At 73.2% G+C, this 25341-nt stretch carries 17 protein-coding genes; 8 read left to right on the top strand and 9 right to left on the bottom strand.

What is annotated here, in order from left to right; genetic code table 11:
- Window positions 1-41: 41 nt before the first annotated feature.
- Entirely contained in the window at window positions 42-1370 is a 1329-nt protein-coding gene (locus tag ABZ454_RS15000) for an APC family permease (protein WP_356318366.1), read from the bottom strand.
- Window positions 1371-2227: 857 nt separating this feature from the next.
- On the opposite strand from ABZ454_RS15000, the gene ABZ454_RS14995 reads away from it, so the two are divergent.
- From ABZ454_RS14995 to ABZ454_RS14975, 5 genes are all read left to right on the top strand, one after another.
- On the top strand, window positions 2228-2566 hold the full coding sequence (locus tag ABZ454_RS14995; protein ID WP_359538161.1) for a MerR family transcriptional regulator: 339 nt from the start codon (window positions 2228-2230) through the stop codon (window positions 2564-2566).
- A 430-nt stretch (window positions 2567-2996) separates the two neighbouring features.
- A complete protein-coding gene (locus ABZ454_RS14990; protein ID WP_356318370.1) occupies window positions 2997-3200 on the top strand; it encodes a cold-shock protein in 204 nt (67 codons plus the stop codon).
- A gap of 434 nt (window positions 3201-3634) precedes the next feature.
- Window positions 3635-4378: an alpha/beta hydrolase gene (locus ABZ454_RS14985; RefSeq protein WP_359538363.1), complete on the top strand. Its 744-nt coding sequence runs from the start codon at window positions 3635-3637 to the stop codon at window positions 4376-4378.
- Window positions 4378-5664, top strand: coding sequence for a SpoIIE family protein phosphatase (locus tag ABZ454_RS14980; RefSeq protein ID WP_359538361.1), 1287 nt, complete (start codon window positions 4378-4380; stop codon window positions 5662-5664). Before ABZ454_RS14985 ends, ABZ454_RS14980 begins: the two co-directional genes overlap by 1 nt.
- Window positions 5661-6041, top strand: a complete 381-nt coding sequence (locus ABZ454_RS14975) for an STAS domain-containing protein (protein ID WP_359538160.1) — start codon at window positions 5661-5663, stop codon at window positions 6039-6041. The genes ABZ454_RS14980 and ABZ454_RS14975 overlap by 4 nt, the downstream gene beginning before the upstream one ends.
- A gap of 83 nt (window positions 6042-6124) precedes the next feature.
- On the opposite strand, the gene ABZ454_RS14970 is transcribed toward ABZ454_RS14975, so the two are convergent.
- Together ABZ454_RS14970 and ABZ454_RS14965 are read right to left on the bottom strand one after the other, a co-directional pair.
- Window positions 6125-7585 (bottom strand): MFS transporter, encoded by a 1461-nt coding sequence (locus ABZ454_RS14970; protein WP_359538158.1) that lies wholly within the window; start codon window positions 7583-7585, stop codon window positions 6125-6127.
- Entirely contained in the window at window positions 7585-8085 is a 501-nt protein-coding gene (locus ABZ454_RS14965; RefSeq protein ID WP_356318379.1) for a carboxymuconolactone decarboxylase family protein, read from the bottom strand. The genes ABZ454_RS14970 and ABZ454_RS14965 overlap by 1 nt, the downstream gene beginning before the upstream one ends.
- A gap of 47 nt (window positions 8086-8132) precedes the next feature.
- On the opposite strand from ABZ454_RS14965, the gene ABZ454_RS14960 reads away from it, so the two are divergent.
- Entirely contained in the window at window positions 8133-9596 is a 1464-nt protein-coding gene (locus ABZ454_RS14960) for a PLP-dependent aminotransferase family protein (RefSeq protein WP_359538155.1), read from the top strand.
- Window positions 9597-9790: 194 nt separating this feature from the next.
- Here the strand turns inward: ABZ454_RS14960 and ABZ454_RS14955 are convergent, their stop codons facing one another.
- Both ABZ454_RS14955 and ABZ454_RS14950 read right to left on the bottom strand, forming a co-directional pair.
- The gene (locus ABZ454_RS14955; protein ID WP_359538154.1) at window positions 9791-10246 is read right to left on the bottom strand and encodes a hypothetical protein; all 456 of its coding nucleotides are present in this window, start codon (window positions 10244-10246) and stop codon (window positions 9791-9793) included.
- A gap of 89 nt (window positions 10247-10335) precedes the next feature.
- The gene (locus ABZ454_RS14950) at window positions 10336-11682 is read right to left on the bottom strand and encodes a S1 RNA-binding domain-containing protein (RefSeq protein WP_359538152.1); all 1347 of its coding nucleotides are present in this window, start codon (window positions 11680-11682) and stop codon (window positions 10336-10338) included.
- 184 nt (window positions 11683-11866) lie between these two features.
- Between ABZ454_RS14950 and ABZ454_RS14945 the strand changes: the two genes are divergently transcribed.
- Window positions 11867-13084, top strand: a complete 1218-nt coding sequence (locus tag ABZ454_RS14945) for a response regulator (RefSeq protein WP_359538150.1) — start codon at window positions 11867-11869, stop codon at window positions 13082-13084.
- Window positions 13085-13101: 17 nt separating this feature from the next.
- Here the strand turns inward: ABZ454_RS14945 and ABZ454_RS14940 are convergent, their stop codons facing one another.
- Genes ABZ454_RS14940 through ABZ454_RS14930 form a run of 3 tightly spaced genes read right to left on the bottom strand, consistent with a single transcriptional unit; the run spans window position 13102 to window position 22735 of the window.
- A complete protein-coding gene (locus tag ABZ454_RS14940; RefSeq protein ID WP_359538149.1) occupies window positions 13102-15651 on the bottom strand; it encodes an ATP-binding protein in 2550 nt (849 codons plus the stop codon).
- On the bottom strand, window positions 15648-18989 hold the full coding sequence (locus ABZ454_RS14935; RefSeq protein ID WP_359538147.1) for a hypothetical protein: 3342 nt from the start codon (window positions 18987-18989) through the stop codon (window positions 15648-15650). The genes ABZ454_RS14940 and ABZ454_RS14935 overlap by 4 nt, the downstream gene beginning before the upstream one ends.
- On the bottom strand, window positions 18986-22735 hold the full coding sequence (locus tag ABZ454_RS14930; protein ID WP_359538145.1) for an AAA domain-containing protein: 3750 nt from the start codon (window positions 22733-22735) through the stop codon (window positions 18986-18988). Before ABZ454_RS14930 ends, ABZ454_RS14935 begins: the two co-directional genes overlap by 4 nt.
- A gap of 574 nt (window positions 22736-23309) precedes the next feature.
- Here ABZ454_RS14930 and ABZ454_RS14925 point away from each other — a divergent pair.
- Window positions 23310-23990, top strand: coding sequence for a phosphatase PAP2 family protein (locus ABZ454_RS14925; RefSeq protein WP_359538143.1), 681 nt, complete (start codon window positions 23310-23312; stop codon window positions 23988-23990).
- 7 nt (window positions 23991-23997) lie between these two features.
- Here the strand turns inward: ABZ454_RS14925 and ABZ454_RS14920 are convergent, their stop codons facing one another.
- Window positions 23998-25332 carry a glutamate-1-semialdehyde 2,1-aminomutase gene (locus tag ABZ454_RS14920; RefSeq protein ID WP_359538142.1) on the bottom strand — a complete coding sequence of 445 codons (1335 nt, stop codon included), beginning with the start codon at window positions 25330-25332 and terminating at the stop codon, window positions 23998-24000.
- Window positions 25333-25341: the final 9 nt, after the last annotated feature.

The following is a 25341-nucleotide window of genomic DNA, read 5'->3' as shown; positions in this document are numbered from 1 at the left end:
CCATTCGGGACGGCGGCACGGCCTGGTGCCCGACCGGCCGGTCACGAGGTCCGCCGCGACCGTACCGCGGCGATGGCGCCCAGCACCGCGCCGACGGCCAGGACGAGCAGACCCCGTAGCCAGACCTCGCGTTCGATCTGGGTGGCGAGCACGACGCAGGACAGCGCTCCCAGGACCGGGACGAGGGTCGGCGCCCGGAAGTGCTCCCGAGGGGCCGCGTCGCGGCGCAGGACGAGAAGCGCGGTGTTGACCAGGAAGAAGACCACCAGAAGCAGGAGGACCAACGTGGAGGCGAGGGTGGACACGTCTCCGGTCAGCGCGAGGAGCAGCGAGAGCGCCGTGGTCGTGGCGATGGCGGCCCACGGGGTGCGCCGGCCGGGAAGGACCCTGGTCAGGAAGCGGGGCAGGAGACCGTCCCGTGCCATGCCGTAGGCGAGCCGGGAGGACATGATGCCCGTCAGCAGGGCTCCGTTCGCGACGGCCACCAGGGCGATGGCGCTGAAGAGCTCTGTGGGGACCCCTCCCGCCGCCCGGACGACTTCGAGGAGCGGCCCGCTGGACTCCGTCAGCTTGCCCGTCGGTACCGCCGCCGACGCGGCCATGCCGACCAGCACGTACACCGCGCCGGCGGTGATCAGTGCGCCGAAGAGCGCCCGGGGGTACGAGCGACGGGGGTCGCGGGTCTCCTCGGCCACGTTGACGGAGGTCTCGAAGCCGACGAAGGAGTAGTAGGCGAGCACCGCGCCGCTCAGCAGCGCTGCCACGGGGCCCTCGTGCGAGGTGCCCAGGTCGGTGAGCCGTGCCGTGTCTCCGTCACCGCGCAGCACGACCCAGGCGCCGAGTCCGATCACCAGGAGCAGCCCGCTGACCTCGATGACCGTGGCGACGACGTTGGCCCGGGTCGACTCCCTGATGCCGCGCGCGTTCAGCAGCGCCAGGGCGGTGAGGAAGAGGATCGTCACCAGCACCACGGGGAGCGTGACGAACTCGGACAGGTAGTCGCCGCCGAAACCGCGAGCGAGGGCGGCCACCGACACGACGCCGGCGGCGAGCATGCAGAACCCGGCGAGGAACCCGAGGAAGGGCCCGTACGCCAGGGTGGCGTAATGCGAAGCGCCACCCGCGCGCGGATATTTGGTGACCAGCTCCGCGTAGGAGGCGGCTGTCAGCAGAGCCAGGCACAGAGCCGCGAGCAGGGGTGCCCACACGGCACCGCCGGACTCGGCGGCGACCTGGCCCACCAACACGTATACGCCCGCTCCGAGGACGTCTCCCAGGATGAAGAAGTACAGCAGTGACGTGGTCAGGGCCTTCTTGAGCGTGGGCGGGGAGTCCGGCGTCCGGGTTTTCAGGGAGGAGAGAGGTTTCACTCGGTCCCGTATACCCGTCCGAGAGCCGAGCAGGCGGCCAGCCCCTCGGTTGCCTGCGAAGACGGGGCGGCGCCGGCCTCGCGTACACGCTTCGGGCCGCCCGGTACGGGCCCCTCGGCCGGTGTGCGCCGTGTCGGGGCGGTGCACAGAGCCGCTCGGAGCGCGTGTCCTGGCGGGGGCGGGCCGCCGTCCACCCGCGGCCGACGGTACGGAGCGACTATCTCTCTGGTCGGCGCAGGGAAATCTATGGCGGCGGTAGTAGGCATTGGGTGCTGTGGTGGCTATGGTTTCTCTCGTAGCCGAGATCGAGCAAGGCCCGGCAGGGATGAACTGCCGGGCAGAAGTACCCGCAGTTGCAGTGTGCAGGACGGTGCGGTGGTGGAGCTTCGAAGCCAGGGTTGTCGCAGGACGGCGACGGGGCTGACGACCGGACCGGGTGGCCCGCGGTGATCAGGGGCCGCCATGAGCAGGACCGCAGTTCACGTAGGAGCGGTACCTCGGTAAAGGCGTCGGCTGCGGACGCGCGTGCCGGGAGAAGGGTGGCGCTGGGTGAGGCCACCAGCAGTACGCAGTACTCCGTTCGGTAAGAAGTTGCTCAAGAGGGAAGAGCGGAGGAGTTGAGCGCCATCAGGATCGCCCGGGCGGAATGACAGAGCTCGGGTACCGCAGGACATCGATAGTGAGGTGGTCTCCGGTCAAGCAACCGCGATCCCCGCAGTTCCGGCCGTCTTCAGGTCGGGTCCGCGGACACAGAAGGCCGACGCGGTACTCATGTCGGCAGATGGTGTAGCAGTTCCTTCGGGGCCCTGGCGCGAACGGCGCCAGGGCCCCTCCACGCGTGCCATGGAAGAGGTGCAATGACAGCAGATGATTCGTTCGGCCGTCTCGATGACGACGACTACCCCGCCTACACGATGGGCCGGGCCGCCGAGATGCTCGGCACGACCCAGGGCTTCCTCCGTGCCCTCGGTGAAGCCCGCCTCATCACCCCGCTGCGCTCCGCGGGCGGCCACCGCCGCTACTCCCGCTACCAGCTGCGCATCGCCGCCCGCGCCCGGGAAATAGTCGACCAGGGGACCCCCATCGAGGCCGCCTGCCGCATCGTCATCCTTGAGGACCAGCTCGAAGAGGCACAGCGCATCAACGCCGAATACCGTCGCGCCGCCGCGTCGGCGGACTCGCCGCCCACGGGCTGAGGCGGGGCGGGCGGGTCCCGGGGGACCCGCGCCCGTCGGGCGGCGAGTGGCGCGTGGGTCGTCACGCCCGGCCAGGAAGCGTGAGGATCATGGCGCCGCTGCCGCGTTCGCGAACAGCGGCCACCCGCACCGAAACGTTGCCCTCCGGGTGGACCGATAGCTACGGCCGCGAAATGAGGGTTTACCGCACCGCGCTCGGAGTGTTCTTACCGCACCAAGCAGAATGGATTTGCATAGCACACACCGGCCACTATGACATGCTACTGTCGTTGTTAGTTGCGGTCTTGGTTCCCATATTTCAAGCGCCTCCAGCGGCACTTCAGCCGTCGGGAGCGCTTTTGTATTTCCGGTCATTCCGGACGGGCGTCATCCCGGCGACTCGGCATCCGTGCCAGCGGGTCCCGGCGTACTGCCCCAGAGGAGATATGACATGGCGTCCGGCACTGTGAAGTGGTTCAACGCGGCAAAGGGTTTCGGCTTCATCGAGCAGGAGGGGGGCGGCGCCGACGTGTTCGCCCACTTCTCGAACATCGCCGCCCAGGGCTTCCGTGAGCTGCTCGAAGGTCAGAAGGTCACCTTCGACATCGCGTCCGGCCCGAAGGGCCCCATGGCCGAGAACATCGTTCCCGCCTGACGCCTGACGCCTGACGCCTGACGCCTGACGCCTCGCCCCGGGGATGATATGCGGAAATTTCGCTCCCCCTGAAGTGAGGCCGATTTCCCTTTCGCGTCAGTTTCTCTATTTTATGCATTCATTCGTATCCGCTTCACCGCGGGCCGGAAAAGAATCGCAATCCAATCGGCTCGTTCCCGCGGACCGGCACGTCTCCCCGGCGGCGAAATCGCCTGAGCGTGTCTTATCGAGGAAGGCTCTGTATGAACCCCACGCCTACGGACGATCACTCCTCCAACAGCCGGCCCGGCGCCCCCGCTCCGGGCTCGGGCGCCGATGCGGTCCGCACCGGCCGCTTCGGCGCGTCCGCCACGGTCGACGGGAAACCGGCGAGCACGGACATCCGTCGCAGGAACAACGTCACGGTCACCGGCCGGGAGGACGGGCCGGTCCTCATGCTGGCGCACGGGTTCGGCTGCGACCAGAACATGTGGCGCCTGGTGGTCCCCATGCTGGCTGAGAAGTTCCGACTGGTGCTCTTCGATTACGTGGGCTCCGGCCGCTCGGACCTTTCCGCGTGGAGTGAGCAGCGCTACAGCTCACTGGACGGCTACGCCCTGGACGTGGTGGAGGTCTGCGAGGAGCTCGATCTCCGGGAAGTGATCTTCGTGGGGCACTCGGTCAGCGCCGTGGTCGGGGTTCTCGCGGCGGCCCAGGCGCCCCGACGGATCTCCCAGCTGGTGATGGTGGCTCCGTCGCCTCGCTACATCGACGAAGACGGGTACCGGGGCGGGTTCAGCGCGGACGACATCGGTGAGTTGCTGGAGTCGCTGGAGTCGAACTACCTGGGCTGGTCGGCGGCGATGGGCCCGGTGATCATGGGTAATGATGACCGGCCGGAACTGGGCGAGGAACTGGCGGCGTCCTTCTGCGCGACCGACCCTGACATGGCCCGGGTCTTCGCCCGTACGACCTTCCTGTCCGACAGCCGCAACGACCTCAAGAGTGTCGCCGTGCCGACGCTGGTGCTGGAATGCAGGCAGGACGTGATCGCCCCCCGCGAGGTCGGCGCCTACGTCCACGCCGCGATCGCCGGCAGCCGCCTGGTCACCCTGGACGCGACGGGGCACTGCCCGCAGCTGAGCGCACCGCAGGCCACCGCTGAGGCGATCATCGAATTCATAGAACTGGCCCGATGATGTGCCGTACCGATGAGGACCCGGACCGGGAGCGCGAGCACGGGCAGGGCCCGGACGCCATGAGTGTGGCGTTCACCGATCTGCTGGAGGACAGCGCGGACGAGCTGTACGAGCAGGCCCCGTGCGGCTACCTGTCGACTCTGATGGACGGCACCATCGCGAAGGTCAACACCACTCTGCTGGAATGGCTCGGCCTGCCCCGGCAGGAGGTCGCGGGACGGATGCGGTTCACCGACCTGCTCACGGTGGGCGGCAAGCTCTACCACGAGACGCACTATGCCCCGCTGTTGCAGATGAAGGGCGAGGTCGGCGGCATCGCCCTGGACATCAAGACGGCCGACGGGCAACGGATGCCGGTGCTCGTCACCTCGAAGGTGAAGACCAGCGAGGACGGCGAGCCGATGCTCGTCCGCACCACCGTCTTCGACGCCCGTGACCGACGCGCCTACGAGACCGAGCTGCTGCGCGCGCGCCAGGCGGCCGACGAAGCGCGCCGGCAGGCCGAGGCGGACCGCCAGCGGCTCCAGGAAGCTCTCGCCGTCCTCCAACAGAGCCTGATCCCCGCCGAGTTGCCCAACGTTCCGGGCCTGGAGGCGGACGCCTACTACCACACCGCCTCTCCGGATCTGCTCGGCGGAGACTTCTACGACCTGTTCCCCCTCGGTGCGGACCGGTGGGCGTTCTTCCTCGGTGACGTGTGCGGCAAAGGGCCCCAGGCCGCCGCCGTCACCTCCCTCACCCGGTACACGCTGCGAGCGGCCGCCCTGCACGACCCGGACCCCGTCGCCGTGCTGACCACCCTGAACACCGTGCTGCACGAGCGGTACCGGAGCGGCGACGCCCGCTACTGCACCGCCGTCTTCGGCGTCCTGCAACCCGGCAGCGGCCACGTCGGCGTTCACCTGGCCTCCGGCGGCCACCCCTCCGCGCTGATCCAGCGCGCCGACAGCACCGCCCAGTACCTGCCCACCCCCGGCGGCATGCTCATCGGCGTCCTGCCCCAGGCGGAGTTCACGGCCACCCGCACCCAGCTGCTCCCCGGCGACACCCTGCTGCTCTACACCGACGGGTTGACCGAGGCCCGCACCGGGGCCAAGGGTGAGCTCTACGGCGACGACGCCCTGCGCGCCTTCGCCGCCGAACAGCCCGCCGAAGGACCCCAGGCCCTGATCAGCGCCCTGACCGGTCTGCTCGCCGGGTTCGGCGACGGACTCGACGACGACACCGCGCTGCTCGCCTTCGGCGTGCCCGCCACGATTCCCACCCCGAGTGAAGAACTGACATGAGCCGGCTGACCATCACCGCCCACGCCTCGGCCACCGGTACCGTACTGGAGATCGCCGGTGACCTCGATCACGCGACGGCACCCGAACTTCGCAGAGTCGTGGACAGCCTCACCCAGACACGTGGGCAACTGCTGGTCCTGGATCTGGCCGACCTGAAATTCTGCGACTCCAGCGGCATCACCGCCCTGCTGGTGGCACGCAACCTGACCGCGGAGAGAGGCGCCGACATAGCGCTGGCCGCGGTCCCCGCCAACACCGCCCGGATCCTGCGCATCGTCGGCCTGGACCGGGTCTTCACCATCCACCCCGACACAGCGACAGCCACCCGCTCGGCTCCGCAATCCGCTGATCACCGGGAAAGCGGCACCCGGCACTGAACCGGGCCCGCCCGCACCCGTGCGGTGGCGGCCGGCTCCCGCGCGCAATTCCCCGCGGGAGCCGGCCGCCACCGCATGTCGTGTCATCGGCCGGCCTTGCGGGGGAAGCCGAGGGCCACCGCGGCGGTCAGGGCGATGCCCGCGGTCGCCACGAAGAGGGCGGTGCGCGTGCCGTCCACCGTGGCTGCCGCCGACGTGTGCTCGCCGAGGCCCGCGACGCCGACCAGCACCGCCAGGCCCACCGCGCCGCCCACCTGCTGGGCCGTGGACGCCATGCCCGAGGCGATGCCCTGCTCGTGGCCCGCGATGCCGGCCGACGCCGCACCGAACATCAGGGTGTAACCCGCTCCCTGGCCGAGGCCGAGGATCAGGAAGCCGGGGACCAGGGCGGCGTAGGAGCCGTCGGCCGACATCGCCAGAGCCACCATCGCCGTGCCCGCCGCGCCCGATGCCAGGGCGCCGGTCATCGCGGTGCGGGTGCCGAGCCGGGCGCTGATCCGGCCCGCGAGGAGCGAGCCCGCGGTGATCGCCAGCATCGGGACGAGGTAGGCGAGGCCGGTGTGCAGGGCGTCGTAGCCGAGCACGCTCTGGAAGTAGACGGTGAGGAAGTAGGCGAGGCTGCCGATCGTCGCCATGAAGAGGAACGTCACGGCCATGCCGGTGCGCAGGCCGCGGCCGCGGAGCAGCCGCAGGGGCATCAGGGGGTCGTGGGTGCGGGCCTCGATGACGACGAAGGCGGCCAGCAGGGTCCCGCCCCCCGCCGCGGAGAGCACGACCGTCGGCGACAGCCAGCCCGAGTCCGGGCCCTGGACCAGGGCGACGACCAGAGCCGTGAACCCTAGCGTGGAGGTCAGGGCGCCGGGCAGGTCGATCCGGCGGCCCGCCCGCCGGGCGGTGTCCGGGGCCATGAGGCGGAAGGCCGCCACGCCCGCGATCAGAGCCGGCGGCACATTGACGTACAGCACCGAGCGCCAGCCGAGGAGTTGGGTCAGTACGCCCCCGAGCAACGCGCCCACGACGAGTCCGCTGCCGCCCGCCGCGCCCCACACCGAGTAGGCACGCCGGCGCTCGCGCCCCTGTGCGAAGAGCGTGCCGATGAGGGTGAGTGTGGCCGGGAAGAGGAACGCGCCGCCGACGCCCTGCACGGCGCGGGCCGCGATCAGCGGGCCGGGCCCTGTGGCGAGGCCCCCCGCCAGCGACGAGACGCCGTACAGGCCCAGCCCGAGCACGAACATGCGGCGCGGGCCGAACAGGTCGCAGGCGCGGCCGCCGAGGAGCAGGAAGCCGCCGAAGGCGACGGCGTACGCGCTGATCACCCATTGCAGGTGCTGCGCGGAGAACCCCAGCCCGCTGCCGATCCGGGGCAGCGCCACGTACACGATGTTGTAGTCGACGGAGATGATCAGCTGGGCGAAGGCGAGGAGGGCGAGGGGCGCGGCGCTCGTCCTCCCGCGCCGTGTGAGGGGCGCGGCGCTCGTCCTCCCGCGCCGTGCGAGGGCCGTGGGCGCCGGGCGCGGGGCCGCCGCTGTTCCCGGGGGCGCCATCAGCGGGCCGCCCTCTCGTCCTCGCCCGCGGTCTTCCCGGTGCTCAGGGCGATGCGGTTCCAGGTGTTGATGGTGAAGACCAGGGCGAGGACGTGGGCCAGTTCCGACTCGTCGAACTGCTGGGCCGCCCGGGCGTAGACGTCGTCGGGGACGCCGCCGCCCTGGGAGACGAGGGTGACGGCCTCGGTCAGGGCGAGGGCGGCCTGCTCCTTCTCCGTGAAGAAGTTACGGGCCTCGCGCCAGACGCCGATCATGTGCAGCCGGGCCTCGTCCTCGCCGGCCTTGCGGGCGTCGGAGGTGTGCATGTGGAGGCAGTAGGCGCATCCGTTGAGGAGCGAGGCGCGGATCTGGATCAGCTCGACCAGGGCCGGGTCGAGGCCCTCGCGGGCGGCGGCGTCGAAGCCGATGAGGGCCTTGAAGGCCTTGGGAGCGGCCTTGGCGAAGTTGATGCGGGGAGCGTGGTGGTGAGCGGGGGCGGTGGTGTGCGCGTTGTTCGTCATGACCACGAATCTAGGGTGCTGAAAGACCTCGGGTAAGGTGCACTTCCATGCCGGAATCATGGGTCAATCTGGCCGAGCGCGTTGGCAGTGACCTGCACGTGGACCTGTCCGACCCCGGCAGCCGCCGCGCCGTCCTCATCCGCGCGCTGCGGGACGCCGTGCGCGAGGAGCGGCTCGCACCGGGCACCCGTCTGCCTCCCTACCGCTCCCTCGCCGCCGACCTGGGCCTGGCCCGCAACACGGTCGCCGACGCCTACGCCGAACTGGTCGCCGAGGGCTGGCTGACCGCGCGCCAGGGCTCCGGGACCTGGGTGGCGGAACGCGCCGCGCCGCCCAGGCGCACCCGGCAGCCGAAACCCGCTCCGGCCAGGCCCGCCGCCCCCGCGTACAACCTGCGCCAGGGAGCTCCGGAGGCCGCTTCCTTTCCCCGTACGGCCTGGCTCGCGGCCGCACGCCGCGCGTGGGGCGCCGCTCCCGACGATGCCTTCGGGCCCGGCGATCCGCGCGGCCGCATCGAGCTGCGCCGCGCGCTCACCGACTATCTGGCCCGCGCCCGCGGGGTGCGCGTCGCCCCCGAGCGGATCGTGGTGTGCTCCGGCTTCGCGCACGCGCTGCGGCTGCTGTTCGACGGCTCGCGCGGCGCGGGCGGCGGGGTGCTGCGCGGCCCGTTCGGTGTGGAGTCGTACGGGCTCGGCTTCCACCGCGAGATCCTGGAGGGCTCCGGCGTCCGGACGGTGCCGCTGGATCTGGACGAACAGGGAGCCATGATCGGGCAGTTGACCGAGGGGCCCCGGGTACGCGGCGTACTGCTCACGCCCGCGCACCAGTTCCCCACCGGCGGTCCGCTGCACCCGGCCCGGCGCGCCGCGGTCGTCGACTGGGCCCGCACCAGCGGCGGCCTGGTCATCGAGGACGACTACGACGGGGAGTTCCGCTACGACCGTGAGCCCGTCGGCGCCGTGCAGGGCCTGGACCCCGAACGGGTCGTCTACCTCGGCTCGGTCAGCAAGAGCCTGTCCCCGGCGGTGCGCATCGGCTGGATGGTGCTGCCCGAGCCCCTCGTCGACGGGGTGCTCGCCGCCAAGGGCGAGCGGGAGGCGTGGGCGAGCATCCTCGACCAGCTCACGCTCGCCGACTTCATCGCCTCCGGGCAGTACGACCGTCACATCCGCCGGATGCGGCAGCGCTACCGGCGCCGCCGCGACCAGCTCGTCACCACCCTCGCCGAACGGGCTCCGCACATCACCGCCACCGGCATCGCGGCGGGACTGCACGCGGTCCTTCGGCTGCCGCCCGGCACGGAGGCGTCGGTGGTCAAGGCCGCGTCCTGGCAGGGGATCGCGCTGGACGGCCTCGCCGCGTTCCGGCACCCGCGGGCCGCGACGTCGGCCGGGGACGGCCTGGTCATCGGGTACTCGACGCCGGCGGAACACGCGTACGGGGCGGCGGTCGAAGCGCTGGTCCGGGCCCTGCCACCCTCCGACGCCGCCTTCGACGTCCCTTCCAGGTGACCGGCGTCCCCGCGAGCCCGGCCTCCTCGCCCTGCGCACGGTGACCGGCACCCCCTCGCTCCGCAGCGTGCGGGCGGACAGCCGGACCGGCGCCGGCCGCCCCCGCGCCCGGTGACGAACGCGGTGACCCCGTGGGCCGGGGCCCACGGGGTACACCCGGCAGCGATCTGACGCCCGCACGAGCGCGGCATCCGTCAGCCCGGAACGCCCGGCAGACCCTGGGCGGCCTGGGCGGCGAACACAACGCAGTGCAGCGCCGCGAAGGCCCACGGGACCAGGCGTTCGGTGCGCCCGAGTTCGAGGAACCGGGGCGGCAGGGCCGCCTGTTCGTCGGTGTAGAGGGCCGCCGGGAGGTGGGTCTCCAGGGTGAGGAGGGTGCGGAACTTCGCCCGGTTGAGGTCACGGTAGGAGCGCAGTTGCAGCCACCAGAGCGTGGACAGCAGCAGAGCGAGGACGAGTTCGGCGACCGCGGCGAGCGGGGTGGCCGGGAGCGCGGCGGCGACCGTCGCCAGAGTGGTCTGCACGGCGAGGAAGTAGGCGTTCGCCTTGCCGCGGCGCACCGAGATGCGGTCGGCCATCTCGACCACCAGCTTGTACAGGTCCAGCAGGGTCTCGTCGGTGGACACGCTCGGGGAGGTGTTGATCGGCACGGGGGGTTCTCCTTCGGGGTCGGGTTCCTGGTGGTGCCGGGCCCCGGGGCGCCGTCGTGAGACGGCGCCCCGGGGCGGGAGGAGAGGGGTCAGGCGGCCTGCGGGAGGCCCTGCGCCCCGTCCTCCTCGGGTGCGACCGTGTCCTCGTCCTCCGGCTCGACGTCCCGGACGCAGACCTTGTTCTGCCGGAGGTCGATGCTGCTCACCTCGACGTCGAGAATCTCGCCGAGCTCGATCCCGTCGTGGTTGAGGTCGTGCCGCAGCTGCCCGCTCATCGCGAGGCAGTGCAGGAACACCGGGCGCTCACGGCCGGGGACCCGCAGCAGCACATAGCCGCCCTGGCCCTCCGGGGCGATCTTCACCACCTCGCCCTCCAGGCGCTCGTGCAGCGTCACCCCGGCCGTCGCGGCCCCGGCCGGCCCTCCGGCCGACGTGGCTCCGGTGGACGGAAGGGGGACCACAGGCCGGCCCCGTCCCCGCGCACCCCCCTGGACGAGGGCCAGGGTGACCCGGCGCCGGCGGCTCTCCACGGACAGCACCGTCACCTCCACCTGGCTCCCCGGGGTGAGTTCCGTCCCGGGCGGCAGCGAGCTGCGCGGCACCAGGCCGTTGACCGGACCGGAGACGCGGACGAACACCCCCGCCTGCCGCACGCTGTGCACCGTGCCGGTGAAGGTGTGCCCCGCCGGCTGGGTGGCCTCCAGCCGGCGCCAGGGGTTCTGCTGGCCGCTGAGCAGCGTGTACTTGGTGCCGCCCGCCGGGAGCATCTCGAAGGCGCCGTCCAGCCATTCGCCGACCGTGCAGAACCGGGCCATGTCGGTGACGATCCGGGACCAGTCGACATCCTCGCCGCTGAGCACCCCCAGGGTGCCGTCGACGGCCCGTACCACCGCGAACTCCGCGGAGACGCTGACCACCTGGGCGCGGGCCGGGGTGACCCCGCCGGTCACCAGCGGGATCAGCGCCATCTCCTGGCCGGGCTCCAGGCGCACCGCCTCCAGCTGTTGCCGCAGCTCCGCCCGCATGCGGGCCATGTCGGCGTACAGCGGGGTGTACGGGATGTGGCGCAGCCCGCGGACGTCACTGGGGATGTCGTCCGCGTGCTGCGCGAGGTAGATCATGCGCTTGCCGATCAGCTTGGCGGCCATGTACTCCATGGCCACGTTGGGCGTCCGGCAGGAGAAGTCGACGATGCAGACCTCGGCCTGCTGGATGCCGCGCCACACCACGTCCAGCACGTTGGCCGGGCCGTAGACGCTGTCGGCGCGGACCGGGGTCATGCCGGTCTCCGTGACGACCGGGCTGATGACGTCCTGGAAGTGCCAGTCGAAGTCGAACTCGTCGTCGTTGCGGAGAACCTTCTTGCCCATGGGCGTGATGACGAGCACGTTGCCGGGAACGGTCTGCTCGTCGCGGGTGAGTCGGATGTCATGCACGGCGGTTGCCTTCCGGAGGGGGCGCCTGCTGCGCCCGTCCCTACGAGACTCACGGACGCCACCGGCTTTTCCCCGCTCCGTTCGCTGAGCTTCCGCGACCCTCCTCCACCGCCCCCGGGCGCGAGCTCAAAGCGACCTCAACGTACGCCTCCCACGCGCGGGTTGACCGCTGCACAATTGACCCATGACAGACATGGGGGAGCAGTGGCGCATCCGGGTACTGGGTGACCTCGCCGTCGAGCGGGACGGGACACCGGTGGACCCGCCCGGCGGCCTCGCCGGTGCGGTGCTGGTGGTCCTGGCGCTGCGGTTACGGTACGGCGTGCGGGAGCAGGACGTGATGGCGTGGGTCCGGGACGGCGCCGGGCGGCCCGCGATCGCCTCCGAGGGGGCGGTGGCCCAGCACTTCACCACCCTGCGCCAGGTCGGACTGCCGGTGCCCAAGCGGACCAAGGGGCGCCCGTACACCGTCGGCCGGCAGGCGGTCCGGGTCGACGCCGAGGAATTCATCGCGGGCGTGGGGAGGTTGCGGGATCTGCCCGGCCCGCCGGGACCGGCGGAACTCGCCCCGCTGATCGGCCTGTGGCACGGCGACCCGCGCGTCTGCCACCCACAGGTCGACCCCGACCGGTGGAAGGGTGTGTTCGCGGGACGCGACCGGCTGCTGAAGGTCCTCGGCGACGCCGAACCGGAGCTGCTGGACCAACTCGACGGCCTGGAGGGGTTCCTGGACTTCTTCCCCGGTGACCGCCTGTGCGATCCGGTCCGGGAGCGGCTGCGGGCCGGCGAGCGGCGGCGCATCCTGGTGGTGGAGGACCAGATGGCCGACGTGATCGAGCGCGCGCTCGAGGGCTTCGGGTTCTCCTGCCTCACCGTCCGCTCGCTGGAGGAGTGGTGGCAGCTGCAGCGCTCTCGGGAGGCCGAGGTCAGGCAGCTCGCCGGGGCACTGGTGGACCTGCACCTGACCCCGGGGCTGGACGACCGGTGGGGCCTGGAGGTCGTGGAGTGGCTGGCCCGCCACACCGAGGTGCCGGCCTCGGTGATGACCATGGCCCCGCCGTCGGGTGACCTCTACGACAACACCCTCGTACAGCGGGCCCGTTACCGTCTGGTCGGCATCATCCACAAGGGCCCGCCCCCGGTCGACCTGACGGTCATCAGGACGGCCGCCGAGGCCCTGGTGTCCGAGGAGCCCAAGTGCCGCAGACGGCGGGCCGAGACCTGGCTGGAGTGGGCGGCGCTGCGCGCCGACGAGAAGCTGGACGCCGGGGGCAGCGGCCGGAACGCGGGGCTCCAGCGGTGCCGCCAGGCCGCCGACCGGGTGCGCGCGACCCTGCGCAACGGCACGGTGGAGGAGGCGGAACGCCAGATGCGCGCCTTCCTCCAGCAGTACCCGGGCTGAGGACCGGGCAGCCGCCGTCAGCGCGCGACGGGCAGCCGGACGCGCAGGTGCGCGCCGCCGAGCGGGGAGCGGTCCAGGATGTCGAGCCGCCCGCCGGCCTCCTGGACCAGCCCCCGGGTGGCCGACATCCCGGTGCCGCCGGTGCCGTGCCGGGACAGGTGCTCGCCGGTGCGCAGCAACTCCCGCTCGTCCTCGGTGAGTCCGGGCCCCGCGTCCTCGATGTCCACCTCGAACCACCTGCCGGTTGCGGCGGCGCCGTCCTCTTCGTCGGGCCGCCGGAGCCGCACCACGACGTCCGGGCCGCCGCGGACCGCGTCCGCCGAACCGGCCGCCCGCAGGGAGCGCACCGCCTGGGCCGCGTTGCGGATCAGGTTCTCGAACGCGGTCTCCAGGCCGATGCGTACGGCCAGTACCGGCGCTCCGCCGGTCACCTCGCCGCCCGGCTCGTCGCGGAAGGTGATGCGTACGCCCTCGTTGAACTCGACGTCCCGGGTGACCTTGCGCAGCAGGTCGCCCAGGTCGTGCACGGCCGGCGGCGCCTGGTGCCCGGAGACCGCCGTGCGGATCTGCTCCCCGCCGAGCCGGGGCAGCATCCGCATGACCCGGTCCACCTCGGCAGCGGCGGCGCCTTCGAGGTTCCGGCCGAGTGCGCCGAGGCTCTCCAGGATGACCGCCAGGTCGTTGTCCGCCTGGTGCGCGTGGTGGCGTACCGCCTTCTCGGTGCGCGCGGCGCGGGTGAAGGCCCTGGTCTCCTCCAGGCGCTGCAGCAGGACCTCCACGGCCGCGGCGGCCTGCTCGGTCGCGCCCTCGGAGAGCAGGGCGCCCAGGCCGGCCCGCAGGGTGCGGTAGCCGCCGGTGCCGTCAGCAAGCGCCTTGCGCCGCAGGAGGCCCTGCCCGCAGAGCCGTTCCAGGACGTCCTCGGCGTCGAAGAGCTGCCCGGAGCGCCGGGGGAAGTCGTCGGGCAGGCCGGCCAGCGGGAGGTCGGCCAGGATGTCATCGGACCGGAACGGCTCCTCGGGGTGCAGCGCGTACGCCAGGCCCAGAGCCGCCCGTTCCTCGGCGGGGAGCCCGTCGGTCACCTCGGAGCGCACCCGTGCCCGGAACTCGGGGGTGCGCACCAGGGCCAGTGCGGTGTGGCCGAGCCGGCCGTCGGCGGACCGCTGCGGCAGCACCTCCTCCAGCAGCATCCGCATGACCAGCGGATGGCCCTCGGACTCGTAGTCCAGGGCGTGCACCACGGCCGCGTCGGGGACGACGGCGTGCAGGTCGAGGAGCCAGGCCAGCGCCTCGCGCGGGGTGCCGCCGTCGAGGACGACGCCCTCGCCGGGGAACGCCAGGGCGCACGGGCCCAGCCGGGGGACCAGCAGGCGCAGCAGGTTGATCCGCCGGTGGGCGGGCGCCGACAGCAGACCGGCCGGCGGCGGGGCGAGCACCCGCAGCAGTTCCACGGCGGTCAGCGCGGCCACCCCGGCCGGCGTGGCCGGGCCGGGACCGGCCGTGGGCGCGAACCAGACCAGTGGCCGCGGCAGTCCGGGGGGCGGCGGTGCGTCGGTGGCGGAGACCCACAGGCCGACGCCGGCGGGGTCGGTGATCGGCAGGTGCGGCAGCCGGGCGTCGTCCAGACCGGTCAGCAGGGTGTGGTAGCCGTCGTCCCGGAAGGTCACGGGCTTGCGCACGTCCTCGCCGAGCATCGCGCTCAGGCAGGAGGCGAAGTCGGCGACGGAGGTCTCGTGGCGGTCCGCGGCGAGGGCGCGCAGCGACTGCAGCAGCGGGACGTCGGACGCGCCGAGGCGGACGTAGCGGGTCAGATAGTCGTGCCGCGGTGGCACGGACTGGGGCGGGTAGTGGCTGAGGACCTCCGCGAGGCCGCGGCCGAGCGCGGGGTCCCAGCGGGGCGGCCGGGGCACCAGGGCGGGGCCGCTGCCGTTCATGTCGTCGCCCTCCGCCGTCAGCAGCCTGCGGGCCGCCTCGAACTCGTTGGCGTCCAGGCAGGCCAGGACCGCTGCGGCGAGGGCCTCCGACAGCTCCGCGGCGCCGAGTTCCGCGCGCAGTTCCTGCTGCTGGCGCTGCTCGGTGCGGTGCACGGCGGCCTCGGCCTCGTCGAGCCGGGCCGTCGCCTCGGCGCGCCGGCGCAGTGCGGCCTCCTCGGCCCGCTGAGCCAGATCGTCCGGGAGGGTGGCCGAGCTGCGGGAGGCGCGCCGGCGCAGCAGGGTGACCCGGGACCGTACCGTGGCGAGGGCCTCCTGCTGGGCGGCGTCGAGCCGGGCGTCGAGGGCGGCGCGTACGTCCCGCGGCAGCGCGGGGCCGGCGGGGGACCCGGTGGTGTCCAGGAGGTCGGCGGCCACGGCCAGCTCGCCCTCGTCGACCAGGTGGTGCAGCCCCTGCGCGGTGGTCATCGGTTCGGCCAGGCCCCGCAGCACCAGGGCGGCCGCCTCGCCGGGCCCGAGCGTCCGGCCGTCGGCCAGGGCGACGGCGAGCAGGGGGTGGCGACTGCGGCCCGCCCAGTCGCGCAGCACCGTGTCGAGCACCGGCCCGGCCTGGTCGGGGGAGTCCGCGGGTACGGTCATGAGGCCCTCCAGCGGGCGAGGGGTTCCAGGTCGCCGAGGAAGTGCCGGGCCAGCACGCCCTCCGGCCCTTCCATCACGGACACCGCTTCGGTGAGTTCCGTCCAGTGGCCGGCCAGCCAGCTGCCCAGTTCCTCGGCGCCCGGCGGGGCGGCGCCCGTCGCGGCGGCCGACCCCGCCGTGCCGATGAGGTCGTCCACCGCGGCCAGTACCGGGTTCAGGCGCTGCAGGTAGCGCTTGAGGTGGCCGCCGAACATCAGGGTCCCGTGCTGGGAGGCGCCCCGGCCGGCGGCCAGCACCAGTTGCTCGGCTGGAAGGGCGCCGCGCCCCTCGCGCCACTCCCGCAGTTCGCCGTCGCCGCGTCCGGCGACGATCCGGCTCAGCTCGGCGAAAGCCCCGGACGGGGTGTTGAACAGGGCATGGTGGGTGCGGGTGCTGACGGGGCTGGCGAAGGTCATGGCCCGGGCGTGCGCGAGCCGCTGCTCCAGCTCTTCCCAGAACCTGGCCCGTTCGTGTTCCCGCCGCGAGCCGTCCAGGCTCATCCGGATGAGCTCCAGGGGCATCGGCAGGTACGCCGCCCGCCAGTAGGAGCCGACCCGGTCCACGAGCTCCCGCCACGACGCGTACAGATGGGGCCGTACGACCTCCAGCGCCTCGTGGCCGGAGGCGTCCCCCGCGAGCAGCAGCAGGGAGCAGGCCCCGAGGGCCGCCACCACCCGCTCCCCGACGGACAGCCCCTCGTCGAGGACGAGTTCCTCGAGGACCAGTTCCTCCAGGACCGCCGCCACGGCTCCGGGGTGGTGCGCGGCGCGTGCGGCGCCCAGCACCGCCGTACGGGCCCGGGGGCGGAAGCCGGCGTCGGGCAGGCCGAGGCGGAGCACCGCGGCCTCGACGAACTGCCCGGTGTTCCAGCAGTGCCGGATCAGCCACCGTTGCCAGTGCCCCGCCCGGTCGTCCTGCCCGCCGTCCCGGTGGTCGGCCAGGCAGCGGGCGGCGACCACCGCGACCAGGTCCTCGGGCCCCGACCCGCCGAGCAGCTCCAGCAGGTGCCAGGGATTCTCCGTCGCGCCCAGCACCTCGGCCACCAGGCGCGGGTCGGCGGCGCCCCGCTCCGCGTAGGCGTGCAGCAGTCGCTGGGCCGGGGCGTGGGCGGCGCCGGCCGACGGCAGGGCCGCGGCGGAACCGGGCCCGGCCGGCGGCCCGGCCCCGGCGTCGGCCTCCGGTCCGGTCTCCGGTGCGGCGGGCATCCCGACGGCGCCCGCCGCCCGGGCCACGGCGTCCGCCGCGGCGGCCCCGCTGACCCGGACGCTCAGCTCCGACGCCATCCGGTGGCGTCCGTAACGCCCGTCGAAGGCGAGGTAGTTGAAGCTTCCGACGACGGCCTCGTCGTCCCAGACCAGCAGCGCCGCCCGGGTGCCGCCCTCCACCAGGCGCAGCCGCCCGGGGAAGCTCGCCAGCAGATCCGTCAGCCGCTGCCGGGCCTCGCCGTACTGACGGCGGTCGCCGACCGGATGGGTGGCGTCCGGCAGGATCAGGGTGACCTCGACGCCCTCCTCCAGCCGGGCGCGCAGGGCGCCCACCAGCCCGGTGTCGACGATCTCGGCGGCCAGGCCGTCGGAGGCGATCACCAGTCTGCGGCGTGCCCGGTTCAGGGCGACCCGGAACAGCGTGCGGTGCGTCGCGTCCGTCACCAGGCGGACGGCGGGCAGCCGACGGGCCGCCAGCCGGTCCCGCGCCTGCCGCAGGTACGCGGTCCAGCCGCTGACCCACAGCTCCAGCGCCGACGCCTCGACGCTCGGGTCCTCGGCCGGCGCCTCCACCGCCGGCTCCGGCAACTCCTCACGCTCACGCGCCGGTTCGGCCGCCGTCCCGGCGTCCGCGGTCCGGAAGTCCGCGGCCCGTACCCGCAGCAGCCGGCTGTGCTCGTACGACGGCACCGAGGCCCGTACCCAGTCCAGCAGCTCCGTGATCACCGGGCTGTCGTCACCGGGCTGTTCCAGCAGCAGCCCGACGCAGGGCCGCTCCCCGGCCCCCGACAGCGGGGCCGCGCTGGTGACCAGGGCCGCCGCGCGGTCGGCCACCACCAGCTTGGCGTGCGTCCGGGCACTGGTCACCGGCAGCACCACCTGCTTCGCCCCGGCTTTCCCGCCCAGCCGTTGCAGGCCCTCCAGGGCGTTACGGGTCCGGTCGTCGAACTCCTCGTCCCGGTCCCGGTCGGCCGCCCCCCACAGCAGCACCAGCCGTACGTCACGCCGCACCGCGTCCTCGAGCGCCGGGAGGTGCCGGCGCAGCGACTGGTAGTGGATGCGCGGACTGCAGATCACCAGCTGGTCGGTGGCCTGGGCGATCAGCTGTCCCACCAGCCGCTCGTGCTCGTCGGCCGTCACCGGCCTCACCCGCATCTCCCGGTCCGTGCGCTCCCGCAGCAGCCCCTCCAACTGGCGCGCGTCGTCGGCCAGTTCACGGTGCCAGGTGTGGCGCTGCCCGGCCGGGACCCCGCGTGCCGTCTCCACCCGGTCCGCCAGGCGTGCCAACGCGCCGGCGGGGGAGGGCGGTTCGCTCAGCGAGCCCACCGCGACCTCGCGCAGCTCGCTGAAGGGCTTGCTGCCGGGCCCCTCCGCGGCGAGCTGGGTGAGCCGTTCCGAGGCACTCTCCCGCAGCTCGGCCGGCACCCGGTCGTCGACCACGGTCATCGTCAGCTGCTGGCTGTGCACGTCCCAGCGCGGCTCCACCTTCAGCTCGATCCACCGGCGGGTGCGCGGCCGTTCCAGACCGGGCGGCGGCAGTCGGTAGGACAGCACCTTGCGCCGGCGCCCGGAGTCCACCGACTGGTGGGACCTGTCGGCCGGCGGCTGCCGCTCATCGGCCTTCATCGACTCGTCGAGCGCCCGCAGCACAGCCGACTGCGGCACTCTGTCCAGGCCCACCGGGTCGTCGCCCACCGGCAGGGCGAGCCTCGGGTCGGGCGGCGACAGCGGGCCGCGGGCGGGCAGCACCCGGCGGGTGATCTGGTCGATCATCAGCTCCCGCTTCTCCCGCACGTACTCCGCACCGGGCACCGGAACGCCCCGGTCCAGCTGGTCGGCGACCTCCGGCGGCACGACGATCCGGCTCAGCGAGCGGTCCATCGTCAGCAGCCCCGCCCGCCACAGGTCGTAGACCAGGTCGTGGACGATCCGGCGGCCCAGCTGCAGGTGCCCGGTGAGCTGCCCCACGTCGTTGAGCCCGGCGCGCACCGCGTCCAGCAGCACCAGCTCCATGGGCGACAGCGCGCCGCCGTAGCCGAGCCGGACCTGCAGTTCCACCGTCTCGCACGGCACGTAGACGACCGCGACGCTCACCTCGCCTCCAAGGACAGGACGTCGGCGGCGTTCAGCACGACGCCGTAGTGGTCCACCGCCTGGCAGACGGTCTGCCAGAACGTGTCGCCGCCGTTGTCGAACCCGGCGTAGTGCGCGTACTCGCCGACCACCACCAGCAACTGCCGGGCCCGGGAGAACAGCACGTTGATCAGGTCCCGGCGGGACAGGTGCCCGAAGCTCTCGGCCGCGCTGCCCGAGCCACGCCGCTTGTTCCGCACCAGCGAGACCACCACGATGTCCGCCTCCCGGCCCTGGAAGGCGTGCACGGTCTGCACGAACCGCGACAGGTCGCCGTAGCGGTGCAGGACCTCGGCCTGCCGGCGGTAGGGGGTGAGCACCGCCAGCGGCTCGGCGCTGAATCCGTCGCGGCCCGGGACCGGGGCCGGGCGCATGGCCGACACCAGGCGGTGCACGATGTCCGCCTCGCCCTCGTTCTTCCAGTACGGCTGCTCCTGGCAGTTCGGCAGCCCCGCGGTGTCCAGCCACACCAGGGGCCGGCCGCGCAGCCAGCCCGGCGCCTCCAGCGGAGCCGGGGTCTCCGGGTGGCGGGTGGCCAGCCCGCCCAGCGGCATCCCGTCCGTGGGCGGGCGCTCCCCCGGGCGCGGCGGGCGCGGGTAGAACACCCGGCTGATCACCTGCGCGATCGGCTCACGCATCCGGAACTGGGTGGACAGCCGCGCCGTGGGCCGGTTGCGCCAGGTGAGCGACTCCGCGTCGGCGTCCGGCCCCGTGCCGGCGCCGCTGTTCCCGTCCGCGGGTTCCGGCTCCGGGAAGAGGCTGCCGAACAGGTCGAACGCTTTCAGGTACGTCTCGCGGTTGGTGCCCGCGGCGGCGATCGCGGTGCTGGGGTCGTTGACGCACGAGTCGAGGAACCGCACCACCTCGTCCCGCCGGTGCGCCGGCAGTTGGAAGTGGTCCCCGATCAGCGTCCAGCGGGTGCCCCGGACCAGCGGTATCGCCAGCTCCGTCGGCCACGCCTTGGCCGCCTCCTCCACGATCACCCAGTCGAACGACGAGGCCCCGCCGGTGGTCCCCAGGTTGCGCGGTGTGGCGGTGGCGCAGGTGGCGAAGATGATGTTCGCGCCGCGCTGCAGCCGGTCCGCCAGCTCCGGCAGGACCGGCTCCCGGGCACCGGGGTCCAGCATGTCGCGCCACCGTTCGAGCACCGGCCGCACGTCGGGGTCCACCCCGGCGGCCAGCTGCTCGTCGATGCCCTGCCGCATCTGCCGGGCCCGGCGCAGCACCAGCTCGCTGCGGAGCCAGGGGCGGATCTGCTCGTCCGGGTTGCCACGCTGGGACACCACGCGCAACGCGATGGGCACGTCGGCGTCCGCGTCCGTCGGCCCCTCGTCGTTGCGGGCGCCGATGTCCCTCAGGATGCGCGCCGCGAGGTTGTCCAGCGTGAAGTTGGACTGGGCGGAGACCAGGATGCGATGGGTGGGCTCCTGCTCGAGATAGGCGGCGACGGCGCGCGCGGTGACCGTCGTCTTCCCCGTCCCGGGCGGCCCCTGCAGGGCGAAGAACGGCTGGTGCACCAGGATGTCCCGTACCGCCTGCCGGCCGCCCTTCAGCAGCCCCTGGCCGGCGTCCGCCCAGCGCTGTGGCAGCGTGGGCAGGGAGAACGGCCTGCGTAACTGGCTGACCAGCGACTTCAGGGCGAACAACTCCCAGCGGGCGTCCGCCTGCCGGTGCAGCACCGTCTCCGAGCCTATGTCGTCGGCCGGCCGGATCCAGCCCCTCGGCGGAATCTTCGGCTGCCCCGGTTTGGGCCTCAGCACGATCCGGTCGCCGCCCTCGACCCTCACCACCTGCGCGTGCACGCCCCGTACGTTCCCCCTCTTGCGGTCGTGGTCCCCGGCGTACACCTCGACGTCGGCGCTGCCGCTCTCCTCGTTCTCCAGCCGGCCGAAGAACTCACCGAACGGTGGCCGCAGTTCGGGGTTGCCCGCGTACTTGGTGAGCAGGGCGTGACTGTGGACCCGCTCCTGGTCCCGCTTCTGGTCCCAGCGCACCAGCGTGCCGTCGCCCGGTGCGAGCGCCACCGTCTCGTACGGGTAGCGGCGGGCGCGCAGTTCGACGCCCTGGAACTCCAGCAGCCAGTTGATGGCGCGCTCGTAGTCCAGCTGTGCCGTGGACTTCGCGACGGCCGGGCGGAGCGCTTCGGTGAACTGCTCCCAGCTCGGCCGGTTGCGGCGCATCGCGTTGAGCCGCGCCGCCGGGGTGCGGTAACTCAGCGCCTTCATCTCCGGCATGGGCCGCTTCAGCGAGGACGCCCGCAGATCCTCCAGCTTGTTCTGCACCCCGTACGCGTCCCGCCGCGCCACGTACTTCACGACCAGCACCTCGGGCATCGGAGCCCCCAGGCTCAGACCCTGCTGCGGCCGGAGCAGCTGGCAGAACCACAGGGCACGGGCACCCGCCAGGACCACGGTGGCCTCCCGTTTGCTCTCCGTCATCCCGCCGTTGACGAACGGATCGGCGCCGTCCGGGGACCAGAGCACCTCGCCGCGGCGCAGGTCGGTACGGAGCAGCTCGGCCGTCTCCCGGACGCCTGCCTCACTGTCCGCCGGGTGCTCCAGCCACCCCCACTTGCCCAGGGTCTCCTCGCCCCGCTCCGGCATGAAGGCCAGCAGATGCGGCAGGCTGCTCACCGCGCCGCCGAACTCGGTCATGTTCGCCTCATGGTGCTCGTTGAGGTAGCCCGCGACCTCGTCCGCGGTGGGCCGGTTCCGCGGCTGCGGGTCCAGCATCCGCCGCAGCAGGTCACGCAGCGCGGCCGGCAGCCGGACCTGCCGCAGCCGGTCCCGCAGATGCTCGCCCAGGCGCTCCAGCCGGTCCCGCTCGGCCACCACCTCCGCCGCCTCACGGGGCACGCGCCCCGGTACCAGCTCCCGCGGCAGCGGCTCGACGAACCACTCCCAGGCGACCGCCGCCAGCCCGTACACGTCACCCTTGGCGCTCTCCACGACCTGGTCCGGCTCGCCCGGCCGGGGCAGCAGGTACGCCAGCCGCTCCGGCGCCAGGTACGGCAGCGGCTCCGGCCCCTCAGCCAGCACCAGCTCCCGCAGCTGCGCGGCCGCCGAGGAGTCCGCGGACGCGCCGCTCAGCAGCCCCGCCACGAAGGAGCTCAGCTCGAACCGGGCCAGCCGCAGCCGGTACTCGCCGTCGGACCCGACGACCACGTCCAGCGCGGCGGGGGAGAGCCTGCGGTGCGTCAGGCCCAGGTCGTGCACGATCGCCAGCGCGTCCGCCAGCAGCTCGAACTGCCTCAGCGCCCCCGTCGGATTCGCGCGCAGGTTCTCGCCGTCCGCCGGGGAGAGCTGGTTGTCCGCCCCCACCGTCGCGATGAACGCCGCCTCGACCCCCTCGCCCGACTCCGTCCTCAGCTCCGCGTCGTTCGCCGTGACGGCGTCCAGGTAGCCGCCGCCCAGCAGCACCGGCAGACAGGGGTGTTCCAGCCCCGACAGCCGGGTCAGCGCCCGCACCTGCTGGTCCCACAGCAGGCCGCCCAGCTTCGTCAGCCCGAGGTAGACCGAGACGTCGACCTGCCGGTTCGCCTCCGCGTCGAACAGCTCCCGTGTCTGGTACAGATGCCCCGGCAAGAGTTCCCGGAGGCCGATCGGCTCGTCCGGGACCATGGCCTCGTACGGTCCGCAGCGGGCGGTCGCCGCGTCGCAGCAGAAGTACTCGATCAGTCCGACGACTTGCTCCGCCCCGAACGCCACAGCCCTCGCCCCCCTTGCGCCGGCAGCACACGCGTTGCCGCAAGTATGGGGCAAATGGGCGGTGTCGGTGAGGGATGTCGCCATCCCGTCATGCTTCCGGACGGCGCGCTGCTCGTCCGATGCGGTGCTGACGACGGAACCGGTCGCCGTCCGCGGGCTCAGGAGCGCGGCAGGGCTTCCTCCCTCGTGGGCGCGCGGACTTCCGACGGCGGTGTGGCGCGGCGCGTTGTTGGTTAGGGTGGCGGGCAAGGGCGGCTGCCGGCAGACGAGTTGGGGCCCGTACGCGCCGATGGCTGCGGCAGCGCGCGGCCCGTACGGCCGGCACTTCCGGCCCGGCCGTGACCAGCGGCCGGTTCACGGCGTCGCCGGATCGCGGGAGCGCCAGGTGACACGGCGTCCGCTCCGACGGATGGGTGTGGGGGATGGGGGAGGTGCGTCGTATCCGCCGGATGGACTGCGCTCGTGGGCGGTGGGCGGTGCGTACGCGCACCGGCCCGGGCGGCGGCGGACGCGAGGAGGCCGTCTCTGGCCCGCCGGCGGGAGCCGGGGTACGCCGAGCGGACGCGGGGGCCCTGTGACCGGCCGGCCGGCGCCCGAGGTGCTGCCCCCGTCGCTGCGTGTACGGCTCGCTCTGATCGCCGCGCTCGCCGCGCTCGTCGTCGCCGTGCTCGGGGTGCTCCACGCCCACGACAGCGAGCCCGGCGTGGTGGACGCGCGGATCGGGGCGGCGGTGGACGGTGCCGGGCAGCCATGGCGGTACGCCGCCCTCGCCACGGACTTCCTGGGGGAGCCCGCGGGAGCGGCGACGCTGGTCGTGGCCGCCGTGACGGCCTGCCTGCTGCTTCGGCGTCCTCGCGCGGCGGTGCTCGTCGTCGCCGGCGTCGGCGTCCCCGTGGGGACGACGACGCTGCTCAAGCACGTGGTGGGACGCACCATCCACGACGGGAACCTGTCCTACCCCAGCGGGCACACCGCCTTCGCCACCGGGCTCGCGCTCGTGGCGGCGCTGCTCGCGACCGGCCGCCTCGGCCTCGGCAGAGCGGCGGGTACGGCGCTCGTGCTCGGCGCGTCGCTGGTGGCCGGCGCCGCCATGGGCTGGGCGCAGGTCCTCCTGGGCGCGCACTACCCGACCGATGTCCTGGGCGGCTGGTGCACCGCGCTGGCGGTGGTGCCGACGACCGCGTGGCTGGTCGACCGGACGGCCGGCCGGCTGCCCGGCCGCACGGCCGACCCCGGCCGCCGGCAACGTGTCTGACCCTGCGTCAGGCGCGACGGCGGAACACGGGTCTCACCGGGCGTCCGGTCAGCCAAGGGGTGGGGTCGGCGGCGTCCAGCGCCTTCCGGTACACCGCACACGCCTGGGCCACCACGTCGACGGTGTGATCGATGTCGGCGTCGCCGAGCGCACTGCTCACCACGAACGACGGGGCCAGCACCCCGCCCGCGAGGAGTTGGTGCAGGAACAGGGTGCGGTACGGCTGCGACGGCTGCCGGTTCTCGTCGAGGGTGGCGTAGACCAGGTTGCTGGCCCGGCCCCGGACGACGATGTGGTCACCGACGCCCGCGTCGGCCGCGGCCGCGCGGACACCGGCGGCCAGCCGCTCGCCGAGGGTGTGCAGCCGTGCGGTGACGCCCTCTTCGACGTAGGTGGTGAGCACGGCCATCGCGGCTGCCAGGGAGTGCGTCTCCGCACCGTGCGTGGTGGACAGCAGGAACACCCGGTCGCCGGGATGACGCAGCCCGCCCCGCTCCATCAGAGCGCGGCGCCCGGCCAGCGCGGCGACGGCGAACCCGTTGCCCAGCGCCTTGCCGAACGTGGAGAGGTCGGGCACGACTCCGTACAGGCCCTGGGCGCCCGCCTCGGACCAGCGGAAACCGGTGATCATCTCATCGAAGATCAGAACGCAGCCGTGCCGGTCGGCCAGCTCGCGCAGGCCGGCGAGGTAGCCGGGCGGCGGCTCGGTGTGGGTGGCGGGTTCCAGGATCAGGCAGGCGACCTCGTCCGCGTACCGGGTGAGCAGCTCCTCCGTGGCGGCCAGGTCTCCGTACGGGAACGCCACGGTGAGCTCGGTGGCCGCCGCCGGGATGCCGGCGGACATCGGCGTGGTGCCGATGAACCAGTCGTCGACGGAGAAGAACGGATGGTCGGCGCAGACGGCCACCCGCGCCCGCCCGGTGGCGGCGCGGGCCAGGCGCACCGCGGCGGTGGTCGCGTCGGAGCCGTTCTTGGCGAACTTCACCATCTCGGCGGTCGGCACCGTGGCCAGGAAGCGTTCCGCCGCTTCGACCTCGACGATGGACGGCCGGACGAAGTTGCTGCCGCGGCCGAGCTCCCGCCGCACCGCCTCGATCACACGGGGATGGGCGTGGCCGAGGCTGACCGAGCGCAGGCCGGAGCCGTACTCGACGTAACGGTTGCCGTCGACGTCCCACACGTGGGCCCCGCGGCCGTGGCTGATGACCGGGGCCAGGTTCTCGGGGTACTGGTCGTCACCCTTGGCGTAGGTGTGCGCACCCCCGGGGATCAGGGCGTGCAGCCGCTCGTTCGCCAGCCGCGACCGGGGCAGGACGTACTCTTCGGGCTCTGCGGTGTCCACGCCGGGCTC

The sequence above is a fragment of the Streptomyces sp. NPDC005803 genome, from assembly GCF_040630435.1.
Taxonomy (GTDB): domain Bacteria; phylum Actinomycetota; class Actinomycetes; order Streptomycetales; family Streptomycetaceae; genus Streptomyces.
The sequence above is the reverse complement of the archived record's forward strand: the minus strand, read 5'-3'. Positions and strand labels throughout refer to the sequence as shown.